The sequence below is a fragment of the Acinetobacter sp. LUNF3 genome (assembly GCF_022699605.1).
Taxonomy (GTDB): Bacteria; Pseudomonadota; Gammaproteobacteria; order Pseudomonadales; family Moraxellaceae; genus Acinetobacter; species Acinetobacter johnsonii.
On record NZ_CP093969.1, the window covers coordinates 32,802 to 45,784 of the forward strand.

General features: G+C 35.5%; 15 protein-coding genes and 2 pseudogenes. 8 read left to right on the forward strand and 9 right to left on the reverse strand.

Annotation, left to right across the window (positions count from 1 at the left end):
* Positions 1–47 precede the first annotated feature (47 nt).
* Positions 48–299, reverse strand: a complete 252-nt coding sequence (locus MN200_RS16270) for a hypothetical protein (protein WP_034617143.1) — start codon at positions 297–299, stop codon at positions 48–50.
* A gap of 196 nt (positions 300–495) precedes the next feature.
* Here MN200_RS16270 and MN200_RS16275 point away from each other — a divergent pair, with 196 nt between their 5' ends.
* Positions 496–708 carry a helix-turn-helix transcriptional regulator gene (locus MN200_RS16275; protein WP_034617146.1) on the forward strand — a complete coding sequence of 71 codons (213 nt, stop codon included), beginning with the start codon at positions 496–498 and terminating at the stop codon, positions 706–708.
* 297 nt (positions 709–1,005) lie between these two features.
* Here the strand turns inward: MN200_RS16275 and MN200_RS16280 are convergent, their stop codons facing one another.
* Both MN200_RS16280 and MN200_RS16285 read right to left on the reverse strand, forming a co-directional pair.
* Complete coding sequence (locus MN200_RS16280; protein ID WP_034617149.1) at positions 1,006–1,272, reverse strand: type II toxin-antitoxin system RelE/ParE family toxin; 267 nt, start codon at positions 1,270–1,272, stop codon at positions 1,006–1,008.
* Positions 1,235–1,510 carry a type II toxin-antitoxin system Phd/YefM family antitoxin gene (locus tag MN200_RS16285; RefSeq protein WP_034617152.1) on the reverse strand — a complete coding sequence of 92 codons (276 nt, stop codon included), beginning with the start codon at positions 1,508–1,510 and terminating at the stop codon, positions 1,235–1,237. Before MN200_RS16285 ends, MN200_RS16280 begins: the two co-directional genes overlap by 38 nt.
* 269 nt (positions 1,511–1,779) lie before the next feature.
* Here MN200_RS16285 and MN200_RS16290 point away from each other — a divergent pair, with 269 nt between their 5' ends.
* The 3 genes and pseudogenes from MN200_RS16290 to MN200_RS16300 all read left to right on the forward strand — a co-directional run bounded on the left by MN200_RS16290 (position 1,780) and on the right by MN200_RS16300 (position 2,921).
* Positions 1,780–2,022 carry a hypothetical protein gene (locus MN200_RS16290; RefSeq protein ID WP_224469590.1) on the forward strand — a complete coding sequence of 81 codons (243 nt, stop codon included), beginning with the start codon at positions 1,780–1,782 and terminating at the stop codon, positions 2,020–2,022.
* Positions 2,023–2,292: 270 nt separating this feature from the next.
* On the forward strand, positions 2,293–2,451 hold the full coding sequence (locus MN200_RS16295) for a hypothetical protein (protein WP_155768699.1): 159 nt from the start codon (positions 2,293–2,295) through the stop codon (positions 2,449–2,451).
* Positions 2,452–2,515: 64 nt separating this feature from the next.
* A pseudogene (locus MN200_RS16300) lies at positions 2,516–2,921 on the forward strand (M15 family peptidase).
* Positions 2,922–2,949: 28 nt separating this feature from the next.
* Here the strand turns inward: MN200_RS16300 and MN200_RS16305 are convergent.
* The gene (locus MN200_RS16305; protein WP_227567096.1) at positions 2,950–3,183 is read right to left on the reverse strand and encodes a hypothetical protein; all 234 of its coding nucleotides are present in this window, start codon (positions 3,181–3,183) and stop codon (positions 2,950–2,952) included.
* Between the two features lie 301 nt (positions 3,184–3,484).
* Between MN200_RS16305 and MN200_RS16310 the strand changes: the two genes are divergently transcribed.
* Positions 3,485–3,751, forward strand: a complete 267-nt coding sequence (locus MN200_RS16310; protein ID WP_034617158.1) for a type II toxin-antitoxin system prevent-host-death family antitoxin — start codon at positions 3,485–3,487, stop codon at positions 3,749–3,751.
* Entirely contained in the window at positions 3,735–3,995 is a 261-nt protein-coding gene (locus tag MN200_RS16315; RefSeq protein ID WP_034617162.1) for a Txe/YoeB family addiction module toxin, read from the forward strand. Before MN200_RS16310 ends, MN200_RS16315 begins: the two co-directional genes overlap by 17 nt.
* 41 nt (positions 3,996–4,036) lie before the next feature.
* On the opposite strand, the gene MN200_RS16320 is transcribed toward MN200_RS16315, so the two are convergent.
* Together MN200_RS16320 and MN200_RS16325 are read right to left on the reverse strand one after the other, a co-directional pair.
* The gene (locus tag MN200_RS16320; protein WP_034617165.1) at positions 4,037–4,444 is read right to left on the reverse strand and encodes a surface-adhesin E family protein; all 408 of its coding nucleotides are present in this window, start codon (positions 4,442–4,444) and stop codon (positions 4,037–4,039) included.
* A gap of 208 nt (positions 4,445–4,652) precedes the next feature.
* Positions 4,653–5,399 carry an IS5 family transposase gene (locus tag MN200_RS16325; RefSeq protein ID WP_004782810.1) on the reverse strand — a complete coding sequence of 249 codons (747 nt, stop codon included), beginning with the start codon at positions 5,397–5,399 and terminating at the stop codon, positions 4,653–4,655.
* 262 nt (positions 5,400–5,661) lie between these two features.
* Here MN200_RS16325 and MN200_RS16330 point away from each other — a divergent pair, with 262 nt between their 5' ends.
* Entirely contained in the window at positions 5,662–6,453 is a 792-nt protein-coding gene (locus MN200_RS16330; RefSeq protein WP_228268408.1) for a restriction endonuclease, read from the forward strand.
* A 372-nt stretch (positions 6,454–6,825) separates the two neighbouring features.
* Here MN200_RS16330 and MN200_RS16335 read toward each other — a convergent pair whose 3' ends face one another.
* A complete protein-coding gene (locus tag MN200_RS16335) occupies positions 6,826–8,484 on the reverse strand; it encodes an ATP-dependent helicase (RefSeq protein WP_049176418.1) in 1,659 nt (552 codons plus the stop codon).
* On the reverse strand, positions 8,481–10,400 hold the full coding sequence (locus tag MN200_RS16340) for an AAA family ATPase (RefSeq protein ID WP_049176417.1): 1,920 nt from the start codon (positions 10,398–10,400) through the stop codon (positions 8,481–8,483). Before MN200_RS16340 ends, MN200_RS16335 begins: the two co-directional genes overlap by 4 nt.
* A 234-nt stretch (positions 10,401–10,634) precedes the next feature.
* Here MN200_RS16340 and MN200_RS16345 point away from each other — a divergent pair.
* Positions 10,635–11,567 (forward strand): annotated as a pseudogene (locus MN200_RS16345) (IS5 family transposase).
* A 385-nt stretch (positions 11,568–11,952) separates the two neighbouring features.
* On the opposite strand, the gene MN200_RS16350 reads toward MN200_RS16345, so the two are convergent.
* Complete coding sequence (locus MN200_RS16350) at positions 11,953–12,885, reverse strand: IS5 family transposase (RefSeq protein WP_151732017.1); 933 nt, start codon at positions 12,883–12,885, stop codon at positions 11,953–11,955.
* Between the last annotated feature and the right edge of the window lie 98 nt (positions 12,886–12,983).

Sequence of the window (12,983 nt, forward strand, 5' to 3'; positions counted from 1 at the left end):
TTGAAATAGACCTCTATTAGAGATCTACTTTTCTTATTCTATAATGCTTAGGCTATTTCATAAACACTATCCGGAAAGAATAAAAGAAAATATTTTTTTATTTCTCCAAAATCATTTAAAGCAGGTTGCTTTTCAATCTGTTGAAATGTCCAAATAAGAACTGCCTGATGGTTATCATAGCAGAAATTGACACCTAGAAAATTAGCCATTCCATAACCTTTGTTGATATTCATTTCTTTAATTAATTGATTTCCTAAGTCTCGTGCTTGTTGGCTGATCAATAACTCATTTGGCATCACGATATGAAGTCTCCACAAAATAATTAGCTGCAGGTTCAAACTTCATATGTAAAAAGTTATAATTTAATTGAAAATAGATGAATGATACTTTCTAAAAGTCATTTTAACCTGCTGTAGGTTAATTTAGCAAAGTATCCTCCATTCAACAATAGAATAATAACTTACAGCAGGTTATTTTTTGTAACTAAATTGATATATGATTACTTGTAAGTTGTCTAGCCTAATGGGCGATCGAAAAATTTTAAAATTAAGTGATGTTGTGCATGCAACAGGTATTAATCGTAATACACTCACAAATATGTATTATGACCGTGCTGTACGCATTGAGTTACCTGTTGCAGATAAATTATGTAAATACTTTAACTGCACGATGAATGAGTTGTTTGAATATATAGAAGACAAAGATTAATTGTAATGAGTTTAAAAAGGTCCTCACTAAGATTTAATCTAGTTTCGATTAAATAACCCCAAAAATATCTATTCATCATATTCTTTATATTGAATTAATTTGAAGAATGAGACTTTTTTAAAAGAAAATGGAGTATGTATTTACCTCTACATTGTACAGCAATTAGAGGTAAGTTCTGCGAAGTGAAAATTACAATATAATTAATTACTAATGACTTCAGTGCAATTTAGCAGTTAATAAATTATCTAAACTATGTACTAAAGAAGCCCAACAACAAAGACTGAGGGCTAATTTATCTTACATGTTTTTATAGATAGTATCTCGCTTATCTACATCAATGACGATGATTACTACTCTTTCATCAATAACATGATACACCAATCTATATCCTGCGGACCTAAGCTTAATTTTGTATAGATCACTAGATCCTCTAAGTTTTTTACTCGGTATCTTTGGATTTTCCAGTATTGCTTCCAACTTATTAATAAATTGTTCAGCTATTTGACGATTTAATTTATCAAACTTTTTAAGCGCTTTTTCCTCGAACTCTAGTTCGTAACTCATCTATAGATACCTTCACAGTTTTGTCAGTATCGACTTGTTCAACTAGCTTTAAAAGTTCCTGATCCTCAATTAAATCCATCATTCTTTCGTACATATCAGCAGGGACACAGTAAAACGCAGGGTTATTCCTATTCAAGATAGCTACAGCTTCACCGAAACCATTTTGTACGACTTCCATTGGATTCTTTTTTAATTCAGAAACACTAGAAACAAATCGACTAAGGATAATGTTATTCATGAGTTTTTTCTCACCATAATTAATATATTAGACCTATTTGTAGCTAACAGATCGGCTCCTCTTATTTACAATTAATCAAATGCTACATAACTTTCATTCATACTAAACAATTAAAAAACCAATTACAAGACCTATTTACTGGTCTTTAAATAGATCATAACAAAATGAAAATTAAAGGATGCAAACGAAAATCTTTCCTTTCTCAAGCTATCTTCTACTTAATTATATGTTGAGACAAAGAAGAAACCTTTTATAAACTTGGGATAACTATGAATCATATGTGTACTCTATATGGCACAGTTAAAGCCATGCTATACGAATGGGAGATCCTACTAGACCTACCTGGAGCAGCAGAAGCCGTTTATGACATGGAAGTAAAATATAAGCAACAGATGGAGCAGTATTCTTATACCCCATCCATTGCGTTCAATGGTTCTAAAACAGAATGTTATAGCAACTTAATTGATCAACTTCAGAATTTGATCTTTGAAGTTAATAATCAGGGTCCCTAGGGTATGAACAAAAACTGAATAAAATTTAAATTTTTCAATGTCTCGTTCAACTGAGCTAGGAGGAGCTACTATCGATTTTTTCAAATTTTTGACATTACTGTTATTTGGCTTTCGATTCTTTCGGCGCTTTGCCATTTTTATAAACTCCAATAAGAGTTGAATTTTGGCTGCACGAGTGAGAGTTAACAGTAATGAGTCCCAAACGTACAGAATTTTGTAGTTGGGTCATTGAGAGTTGCCTTTTAAGCAGAGATAGAAAGGTTCTTTTGGATGGAAAAGTTTCGTGTAGTTGTAAAGATTACTGTTAAAGTAATTTGTTTTAATCTTTTAAAAATGGAAATCGTATCAGATGCTGCTGTACGTTTTAAGGCACCTGAAATGAGATGGCTTTTGATTATTGCTTATTTGTTAGACCTGAATGTAGAGTAGAACAGCATATCTTCTCATCACCGCTTTTAAAGAATGGGCTGAAGAAGCTAGAGTAACGTGGATATTGAATACTGCATCTTCAGCTCTATCTGCTTATGGAAATACCCCTAAAAGGAGCTTGTCTAGTTTAGAAGGTGTCCATCCTGATCTTGTTAAAGTGGTCAATAGGGCAATTGAATTAACTCAAATAGATTTCACAGTAATCGACCGATTAAGGACTAAAGAACGTCAAGCTCAACTATTAAAAGAAAAAAAGACAATAACTCTTAACTCTACATAGCCGTCACTTAACTGGCAATGCTGTAGACCTAGCTGCATGGGTCATTGTAGATGGTAAAGGTACAGTTTCATGGGATTGGAAACATTCCTAGTCATCGCAAAATATGAAACAAGCAGCTACAGAAATCAAAATACCGATTAAATGGGGCGGTGATTTAAAGATGCTCCACACTAACAAGTATCCTAAGTAAAACAACAGCCCTTAGCACATATATGCTGCTAGTGGCATTGTTTTTGTGCCATCTCAATACCGATCTGTTTAGCATAGTGCGATAAGACAATATTGTACCTAAGCAACAGGTTTGCAATATCAAACCATTGATTGGCATCTAAATCGTTAATCTTCGAAATAGGCCTAATTTTGCCGTTCAAAGTTGTATTTACATCTGATAAAAATAGAATTTCCATTTCACAAAACTGCTGATTAACGGAAGTATCGTTCATTTTTTTCATAGCATTTATGCCTTAGAAAACTAAAAGAACACTTATTGTATAGCGCGTAAAAATTGCGATTTTCTTATTCTTCCAGCTTTACATCTTGTACAGAATATTGTACATTTTAATTGTACAGAATATTGTACAAAACTATGTTTTTGCAAACATGAACTCAAACAGCCAATTTTTAATTTAAGTGTCCATATAAAGTATCTATAGCGAATTTATGAGCCAATGTGCCAACCAACTAATGCTAGATCAGTGAAGTGACCATATATATATTGTTTAAGGCTAAATATTTAATTAGGAAGTGCAAAACATGCAAGTATTTACATATACAGATGCACGTAACAATCTAAAATCCGTTTTAGATAAGGTTATTGATGATGCAGATGTAGCAGTAATTACTAGGAAAGAAGGTAGTCATGCCGTTGTTATGGGGCAAGAACACTATGACAGCTTAATGGAAACTTTATATCTTCTTTCATCTCCTAATAATGCTGCTCGTTTAAATGAGTCAATTGCCCAATTACGTGCATCCCGTACTACTGAAAGGGATCTCATCGAAGATGAATCGGACAATTGAGTTTACAGATAACGCTTGGGATGATTATATCTACTGGCAAACGCAGGATAAAAAGGTACTCAAGCGTATAAATGCTTTAATCAAAGAGTGCCTACGAACACCATTTGAAGGAACAGGAAAGCCCGAACCACTTAAGGCGAACCTTTCAGGCTTTTGGAGTCGAAGGATAGATGAAAAGCATAGGTTGGTTTATGAAGTTACGGATGAACGGATTAGCATCGTTCAGTGTCGGTTTCACTACTGAGCAATCAAGCCCTTACTCAACAATGTAAGGGCTTTTTGGTGTTATGAATTACCTTGGCCATACAAAGCAGAGCACACAGCATACAAAATATTCTCGCCTTTTGAGTCAGGTATTACAGGTTCGTATTGAGGTGAACGGAAGATTTGAGAATCTATTAACTTAGTCTTTTTATAAGAATAGTAAGCGAGAAGTCCTAGTTCATTCGTCTTACATTTAACTCCATATTTTAATAATCTGTGATCACCAATACTCAAACCATCTTTAGATAAGTCTGTATGAACAACCATCTTTAGCCAAACTTCCGCTTGTTCCAGTGTTTCATAAGTCTTTACCGTACGGTCTGGGTCTATATAAGTAACAAATTCATCATCTTTACTCCATTCCATCCAATCAGCTTGAGCTATAACAGGAACAGCAATGATTAACCCTAATAATAATTTTTTAAACATGACTTACCCCTCATAAGTTGCTGAATTATAACAGACGATCACACTTAATCACATGAGATTGACGTCCTAATCTTTATGAAATGCCCGCCTTAAAAGCTAGAAAAAATAAAATTCTTGATTTATAAGATACTAGCCAAAACAAATACTTGTATTAAAAATGATGAATATATTATTAGGGTCTGTTGACATTTACTGTTCATAATTAAACCTATAAAGGTAGCCATAAAAATATACAGGCTAAGGCAACAGCACTTTGATAATTTCTTTTGAGCTTGTCATATCGAGTAGCTATTCCTCTAAATTGCTTTAATCTACAAAACATATTTTCAACTAAATGCCTGATTTTATATAAATACCAGTCCATATGATCATTGTTCGATTGGCTATTTATTTTCTTTGGTATATTCGCTTTTGTCCCTGTTTTTCTGATCTGTTCACGCAGTGGTTCTGAATCATAGCCTTTATCTGCGCAGACCACTTTTGTCTCTTTTAAGTCTAATGTTGATATTAAATCAGGTGCAACTTTGACGTCATGTGTGGTTCCATCGGTAATCATGAAATCAACAGGATTGCCATTTGCATCAACAATCAAATGTATTTTTGAGGAGTTTCCTCCTACACTTTTAGAAATAGATTGATTCGCTATACCGGCAGAATGTTGATGAGCACGTACGTGAGAGCCATCAATAAAAATCCACTCCATATCGGGGCATGATGCTAATAATTTGAATAATCTAAGCAACTTACCACTGCTTGACCAACGATTAAAACGTTTGAAAATAGAGTTTGATTGACCGAAATAGGAAGGAATATCTCGCCACGGACAGCCTGTTCTAATTCTATAGAGAATAGCTTCAATAAAATTACGTAAATTTGAGTTGTGATGAATAGATAAATTACGCAAAATAGTTTTCAACTTTTGCCAGTGTTGATCTGTCAGCATGGTACGAGGCATAGCGAATAGTAAAATTGGGTTTGGCGATTTGATTTTACTACTTCGCTATTTTTTAAGCTAAAAGTGTCAACACACCCTAGTTAGAAGCCATATCTCAATTATCGAGACTGATAGAGTTGGTTATGGTTGGTCTAAAGTAAACTTTTCAAATTTTTCGACTTTACCTGAAGTAATTAAAGAAATTAAACAACAATATGTTAAAGGCATAGGTAGAAGCACTAATCGTATTAAAAGATTTTTTAATCTGACCGAAGGTGATATCGTGATCGTTCCCTTAGCAAAATCAATTGCTATAGGAATAGTAAGTGGGAAAAAAACTTTTGACTTGAGTCTGACAGATAAAAAAGCCTGTAACCTTATTAACGTAAATTTCTTCAGAACGAATGAAGGTCATATTCTACGAATCCCAAGAAAGTCTCTTACACATGGATTAGAGAGTAGGCTAAAAATACAAGCACATAATACAAACTTAAAAGAGTTCAAAGATGAAATTGAAAGAATTATTGAATCAATAGCATCTAATGGTACATATAAACAAGAAAGTTATCTATTGGAAAAAATAGCAGAGGCTGAGGCTAGTTTTAAGGAGAATCTACTTAAATCTTTGACAACAGGGACAACTTGGTTAGCAGCAGGCGGTGAAGGGCTTGAACTTCTTATCCTTGAGCTTTTAAAAATAGAGGGATATACAGCTAAAAAACAGGCTAAAAACCAAAGTTCTGATATTTCAGATATTGACATAAAAGCTAGCAAAATTGATAGGTTTTCAGAATCAAATTTATTTTTTCAGGTTAAACATCACTGTAATATCTCTAGCAAGCATGGATTAGAACAGCTTATTGCTTATGTTGACACCGATGATATAGAACATGAAAAGTGGTTCATAACTACGGGGAATTTATCTGAGTCTTCAATCCAATATGCAGAGGATCACAACATTAGAGTCATGGTGGGAGATGAGCTAGTTGATTGGATTTATGAAAATATTGGCGATCTCTCAAATGGGACTAGACACAAACTAGGAATTATAGAAATTCCTTTAGTAATACAATGAATTATCCTATAAAAAGAGTTTATTAAGTAATAACTCTGGATAATTCTATGTGAAATCAAAGCTGTAGGTTTCTCTTATTCAGCCCGTTCTCTATATAGGGTGGGATTTTTTTATTAGCAAATAGTCAATCACTGATTCGCATAATTAAAGAGAAAGGATTCGTATTTGAAAATTACGATAAAGTCTGCAAATTATTACGTTCAGCAAATGCATCAATTGACATAGCCTCTATCGTTGAACGACACATCAGTTGTCATTTTCCTAAACGATTAATCTATACTTTAGTATGCTTAACGACATTCGATGACACCTTTCAACGACATGACAGATGTCATTTTCTGAAAACGAACCTCCAAGCTTGTATATTAAAGACTAAGCTTTTGGTAAATAACTCAAAAATTCTGAGTGAGATGCTCGTTGAATGTCCCATCGGTTAGTATAAGAGGGTGGGCGTTCTCGTTCTGCACAAGATGTCATAATTAGACGACGTTTAGCTCTAGAGACTCCAACAAAGAAAGAGCAACGTTCTTCATCCGCTTTTCCCCAAAATGTTTGATCTTCAACACCTAGTAAAATTACGGTATCAAATTCTAAGCCTTTGCTTTTATGGATTGTTAGGATACGAATGGTCTGATCATCCGAGAAACGTTCTAGTGCATTCACTAAATTAGAATCTATTTTAAGAAGTTCTTCTATTCGAGATTTTGTATTCCGTAAAATTTCTTTTAACCGATCTATGGATTCATATTCTGGAGATAAAGCTATTATAGTTTCTTTCCCAATTTGTTCAATGAATTCAGTTATAAAGTGCCACCATCTTGAGTGAGGATCTTCAGATGATTGTTTTGCTATATCTTTTCTGTGTCGTTTAATGAGCTGATCAATGTCGGTTCTAATATTTAGTTGAATATCCTCTTCTTCAAATGGAATTAATAGATTTATCAATCGAACCCATGCTTTAGGTTTACATTGGTTATATAGACAAGATAAATAGTCCACAATAAGTCTTGCGGCAGGTTCCACCGAAATATCCTGCATTTGTTGTTCATTTCTATATGGAATACCTCTCTCTGCGAAAAGGTCCATTAAATGATGTCCATAATATTCAGGTTGTTTTGAAATGAGTATTGCAATTTCGGCTGGAGGTATTTGTTCGCTATTTATCCAAGTTGTGATTAAGTCAGTTAAATACTCAGCTTCCTCTCGGCTATTATCAAATCGAAAATCTAGAGCCTCTCCTTCATCACCTGCAAGTTGGTTATCAGGCATTACAGATGGAGGATCAAGTACACGGATAATTTCATTTTGCATTCTAAGAAGAAGTGGTTTTGATCGAAAGTTTAGATATAAGTTAAGTGAAATAGCATTAAAGTCCAGAGCAAAAGTTGCGAAGATGCCGTCTAATGCACCTGCCCATCCCATAATTTTTTGCTTGATGTCTCCAACCGCTGTTAGGCGTATACAAGTATTCTGGAAAGCTAGTTTAACAAGCTCATATTGTTTATCAGTACAATCTTGAAATTCATCTAAAAAGACGTCGCTATATGTTTGTCGAATGGCATTTCGGGCAATATGCGACTGATTCAAAATTTGTATGGCTAATGGAACTAGATCTTCATAGCTGATTTGGTTTCGAGTACGCCCATTCTTGCGTTCACTAATTTTGTATCCTGCATCTAACGTATCTTCGCCTGTTAAAACTGCTCGAAATTTATCAATAATTCGTTTAGCAAAAGAATGAAAAGTATAACTATCAAATCTAGATGATAGGTCAGTACCACATCGACGATAAACTCGTTCTTTGAGATTTTTACTGGCATCAACTTTGAATGAGATTGCTAGAATGCGTTTAGGATAAGGACATGAATTTGTTCTCAACAAGAAGTCTGCTTTTTGAGCAAGCATTTCTGTTTTTCCTGCTCCAGGCCCAGCAGTTAAGGCGAGACATCTTTCTAACTCTTTTGCCGCTCTTAAAGCATTGGGTTCAAGTATTAAGCCATCTGAAGGTTTCCATATGTCGATAGATATCACTCAGGAAGCTCCTCAAGTTTGCTAATAACAGCATCGGCTAATCGGCCAAAAGACTCAGGTATTCTTCCTAATAAGGTTATGTTATCTAATTGGGCTAATGCATTAATATGGGCAGCTGGTTTACTACCAAGTTTGAAGCATCTATGGTAAGTACTAAACAGTTTTAGTTCATTCTCAGAATATTGTTGTGAATTGACATGGCTTTTACCAAGGACAGATTTAATCGTTCCTTCATCTGGATATTCTTCTTCAACTTCATATGCATTTGGATAAGCTTTTAGCATGGAGAAATCCAAGTCCATTGGGTTTGAAAAAAATATTCCTCGATTTTCTAACTCTGCAAAAAGATCTATTTCCTGATAGAAATGATGGGTGCGGATGGGTGTATCAGTCGTATTCCATTTAGGAAGAGGCCACTCACTTGGAAGTGCTTTTGTAGGTTCAAATTTTATAAGTTGATCATTAACATATTTAATACGGCCCCATCCAGCTCCATAGCGAGCTACATCAAGATCAAGCAAAGTTAGGTATGGAATTTCAAGTGCTGAGAGTAACCGCCAAAAGTGGTTAACATGTCTCCCTCCTAAAGGTGCAATAGTCACTGCAGATTCATCAACCGATGCTTCTTTGGCTTGAAGAATACGTGGTAGTACAATTTCTTCACTGTCACCTTCAACAAGCAAGACTAATCTAGAGAAATATATTTCAGGAAAAGCTTGTACTGCTTCCCGTACAAATTTATGTCCTTCATCTAAACATTCTGGAAGGATAATATTTGTGATTTTGGTACAACGATTAGCTGAAAGTCGTAAATAGCGGATATATTCTGGGGGAATGCGTTTGATCATAGAAGGTGCATGTGTAGCAATTAGGGCTTGAGCATCTCCTTTACCAAGGACTGAATTGATGGCATTTACAATCCTACCAAGATAGTGAGGAGATAGACTATTTTCAGGTTCTTCCAAAGCAATCAATGTAAAAGCAGGGGGGCGAAGTTTAATAGCATTAAAGGATTTATCTTCCTCTGCCAATACTGAACGGCCAATAGATTGAGATGACAATACTAGTGACAAATAAAGCATCGATTTCTGACCATCGCTCAGTCTTGAAAAGTCGACAAGGTTTTCGTCATGGCCAGGAGAGAATGAGATGGACATATGTCTTAGAAGTGCTTCAATCTCAGATGCTACGAATGTAATTTTCGGGTCGGTAAAGAAGTTACCTTTATGCAGTTTTTCCCATATCTTTTTTAAATTGGTACTGAATGCATCAATAGATAAATTAGCTTTGAGGTTATCGCTTATTTGATTGGTTAAATCCCTAATTGTGTTTCGTTCATTTTCCCAATTAATAGCTCGTAGCATGCGACCTAATAAAGCATTGGTACTATAAGCAATATGATCAGCTGGATCCCTTTGAGCTGGTAAATAGTGAACGTGAATATGGTTACGTTCGGTTCTAGGAACTGTTGAGGTATTGAGAGGTGTACCATCTGGGTTAATATCAAGTACATATACAAACTCTTCCTCAATGTCTCCATCAATCCCCATTGTTGCATTTAATCGAAAGCGAACTCGAGGAATACCATTTTGATCATCTAGACGCATATGCCCAAAGTGAGGCGCAACTGTAAAGTTATCTGTATCATTTACTAGTTCTGGAAAAGTAAAGTTTGCTTCAATCCATAATTTTCTTTCATCTGGTGGAGTTTCTTCATCATGCGGAACGTGAAAATCTGATCGAATAATACGACGTAAAGAAGGGTCAAATGCAAATAGCCGGCATAAAGCTTGTAATAAAGCTGTCTTTCCAGAGCCATTTGGACCAATTAGATATGTAATTTGTTCAAGCGAGAGTTCTGTGGAACTTTCACCAAAAGATTGAAAATTTGATAGACGAAGACTTTGTAACTGCAAGGAAATGCACTCCCTTAAATTTATACTCTTTGTTCTAATACATTGATCGCTAATATTCATAGTAAATCAAATGTTTATAAAGTGTACAATATGTTTATATGATGTTAGGTGAAAAGTTGAAGAGGGTGATTTCTGTGTTTGGATATAATTTTAATGCCAGCAATATTATTAGATCTATTAGGCTTTGTTGCACAAACCTATCTATAAAGGCTTATTCGGCAATATAATTTGCAAATGAATAAGCCTACACCCAAAATTTATCGTACAACCAATTGGTCTTCTTATAACAGTGCATTAATAAATCGAGGAAATCTCTCAATTTGGTTTGATACTAAGACTCAATGGTATGCGCAACCAGAAGGCAAGCATGGTCGAAATCAAACTTATTCTGACGCAGCCATCCAATGCTGCTTAATGATTAAATCTCTATTTCGATTGTCTTTACGCATGGTCACAGGCTTTGTTCAAAGTATCATTAAACTTTACGGATTAGATTGGACAGCACCGGATTATTCAACCATTTGTAGAAGACAAAAGCATATTGATATTCAAATTAGCTATGAAAAGAGTTGCAATAGACTGCATCTACTCGTCGATTCCACTGGCTTGAAGTTCTTAGGTGAAGGTGAATGGAAACGTAAGAAACATCAACCTGAATATCGTCGCCAATGGCGTAAACTACATATTGGGATAGATTCTAAAACCCTACAAATACGAGCAGTTCAGCTTACAACCAATAACGTGAGTGATTCGCAAGTCCTTGTTGATTTACTAGATCAAATTCCGTTGAATGAATAAATTGATTCAGTCTATACAGATGGGGCTTATGATACAAAATAATGCCGTCAGGTCATTGCAGATCGGCAAGCACATGCAGTGATTCCTCCTAGACAAAATGCGAAGCCTTGGAAAGATACAAAGACCAGTTCGCTAGAGCAAAATGAATTACTACGAACAGTTAAACGTTTCGGCAGGACACTATGGAAAAAATGGGCAGGCTATCATCGCCGAAGTTAGGTCGAAACCAAGATGCATTGCATCAAGTTATTAGGCGATAAACTCAGTGCAAGGAGTTTTGATAGTCAGGTCAATGAAATCCATGCACGCGCAGCCGTGTTAAATAAATTTACAGAATTAGGCAGACCTCATACCCAAGTTGTCACTTAAATTTTAGCAACTTAGGAAAACTCTGCCGTCAAAGGCTTTATGCAACAAAGCCCTTTGAATGTACAAAATAAAAATGAGCATCAGGAAACGAGACTGATGCAAGAAGAAAATAAAAAGTTAGTTAGTCGGATAGTAGCATTGGAATCAGAATTAAAAGAACTTCAGAATTATTAATGTCGGAGCAAACAGGTGCTTTATTTTGATGTGTTATTAAAGAAAATTAAAAATTCATTAATTAAAAATATAATAAGGGGGGGATTTTATTTTTAACTTTTAACTTCGGTTATTTATTGGAGGATTACCTAATTATTATCGTCATTTTGTTGTTTAAGTAGGCTTTGTTGCATAAAGCTCTTAAAGATAGAGTTCTCTAAGCATCTCAAATTTAAGTGACAACTTGGGTGTGGGGTCGGCCGAGCTCCGTAAACTTATTTAAGATGGCCACACGTGCATGCATCTCGTTGACTTGGCTATCAAAATTCCGGGCTCTGAGCTTATCGCCTAATAATTTGATGCAGTGCATCTTGGTTTCTACCAGACTTCGCTGATGGTAGCCCGACCATTTTTTCCATAGTGTCCTGCCTAAACGTTTAACAGTGCGAAGTAATTCATTTCGCTCTAGCGAATGAACTTTTGTACCTTTCCAAGGCTTCGCATTTTTTCTGGGTGGAATAATCGCATGGGCATTTCGATCTGTGATCAACTGGCGACACCGCTTTGTGTCATAAGCACCATCGGTATAAACGGAGTCAATATGCTCATCTTGAGGAATCTGATCGAGTAAATCACCAAGTACTTGTGAATCACTGACATTATTTGTCGTAAGCTGAACGGCACGTATTTGCAGTGTTTCAGCATCTATACCAATATGCAGTTTACGCCATTGCCGACGGTATTCAGGCTGATGCTTCTTACGCTTCCATTCGCCTTCACCTAAAAATTTTAAACCCGTAGAGTCGACGAGTAGGTGTAACCCATCACGACTTTTCTGGTAGCTAATTTGAATATCAATATACTTTTGTCTTCTACAAAGCGTCGTGAAGTCTGGTGCTGTCCAATCTAATCCGCAAAGTTTAATTAAGCTTTGAACAAAACCAGTAACCATGCGTAAAGTGAGTCTAAATAGAGATTTAATCATCAAACAGCATTGAATCGCTATGTCGGAGTAGGTTTGACTTCGACCTTGTTTGCCTTGAGGTTCTGCATACCATTGTGTTTTTGGATCGAACCAAATGGCAATATTCCCACGATTAATGAGAGCTCGGTTATATGCGGGCCAATTGGTTGTGCGGTAGATTTTGTGTGTAGGTTTCTTCATTTGGAAATTATATTGCCGAAGGAGTCCTTAAGAACAGCTTTGTGCAACAAAGCCGTATAGAAATAATACTCATGAGTTTAGTAATAGGGGGAGTTAGT

Bases quoted from the DNA above. Each gene is read 5' to 3' on its own strand.
- MN200_RS16295 (WP_155768699.1), top strand. From the start codon at position 2,293: ATGGAAAAGTTTCGTGTAGTTGTAAAGATTACTGTTAAAGTAATTTGT.
- MN200_RS16275 (WP_034617146.1), top strand. From the start codon at position 496: ATGATTACTTGTAAGTTGTCTAGCCTAATGGGCGATCGAAAAATTTTA.
- MN200_RS16280 (WP_034617149.1), bottom strand. From the start codon at position 1,272: ATGAGTTACGAACTAGAGTTCGAGGAAAAAGCGCTTAAAAAGTTTGAT.
- MN200_RS16290 (WP_224469590.1), top strand. From the start codon at position 1,780: ATGAATCATATGTGTACTCTATATGGCACAGTTAAAGCCATGCTATAC.
- MN200_RS16320 (WP_034617165.1), bottom strand. From the start codon at position 4,444: ATGTTTAAAAAATTATTATTAGGGTTAATCATTGCTGTTCCTGTTATA.
- MN200_RS16315 (WP_034617162.1), top strand. From the start codon at position 3,735: ATGAATCGGACAATTGAGTTTACAGATAACGCTTGGGATGATTATATC.
- MN200_RS16310 (WP_034617158.1), top strand. From the start codon at position 3,485: ATGCAAGTATTTACATATACAGATGCACGTAACAATCTAAAATCCGTT.
- MN200_RS16285 (WP_034617152.1), bottom strand. From the start codon at position 1,510: ATGAATAACATTATCCTTAGTCGATTTGTTTCTAGTGTTTCTGAATTA.
- MN200_RS16305 (WP_227567096.1), bottom strand. From the start codon at position 3,183: ATGAAAAAAATGAACGATACTTCCGTTAATCAGCAGTTTTGTGAAATG.
- MN200_RS16350 (WP_151732017.1), bottom strand. From the start codon at position 12,885: ATGAAGAAACCTACACACAAAATCTACCGCACAACCAATTGGCCCGCA.
- MN200_RS16325 (WP_004782810.1), bottom strand. From the start codon at position 5,399: ATGCCTCGTACCATGCTGACAGATCAACACTGGCAAAAGTTGAAAACT.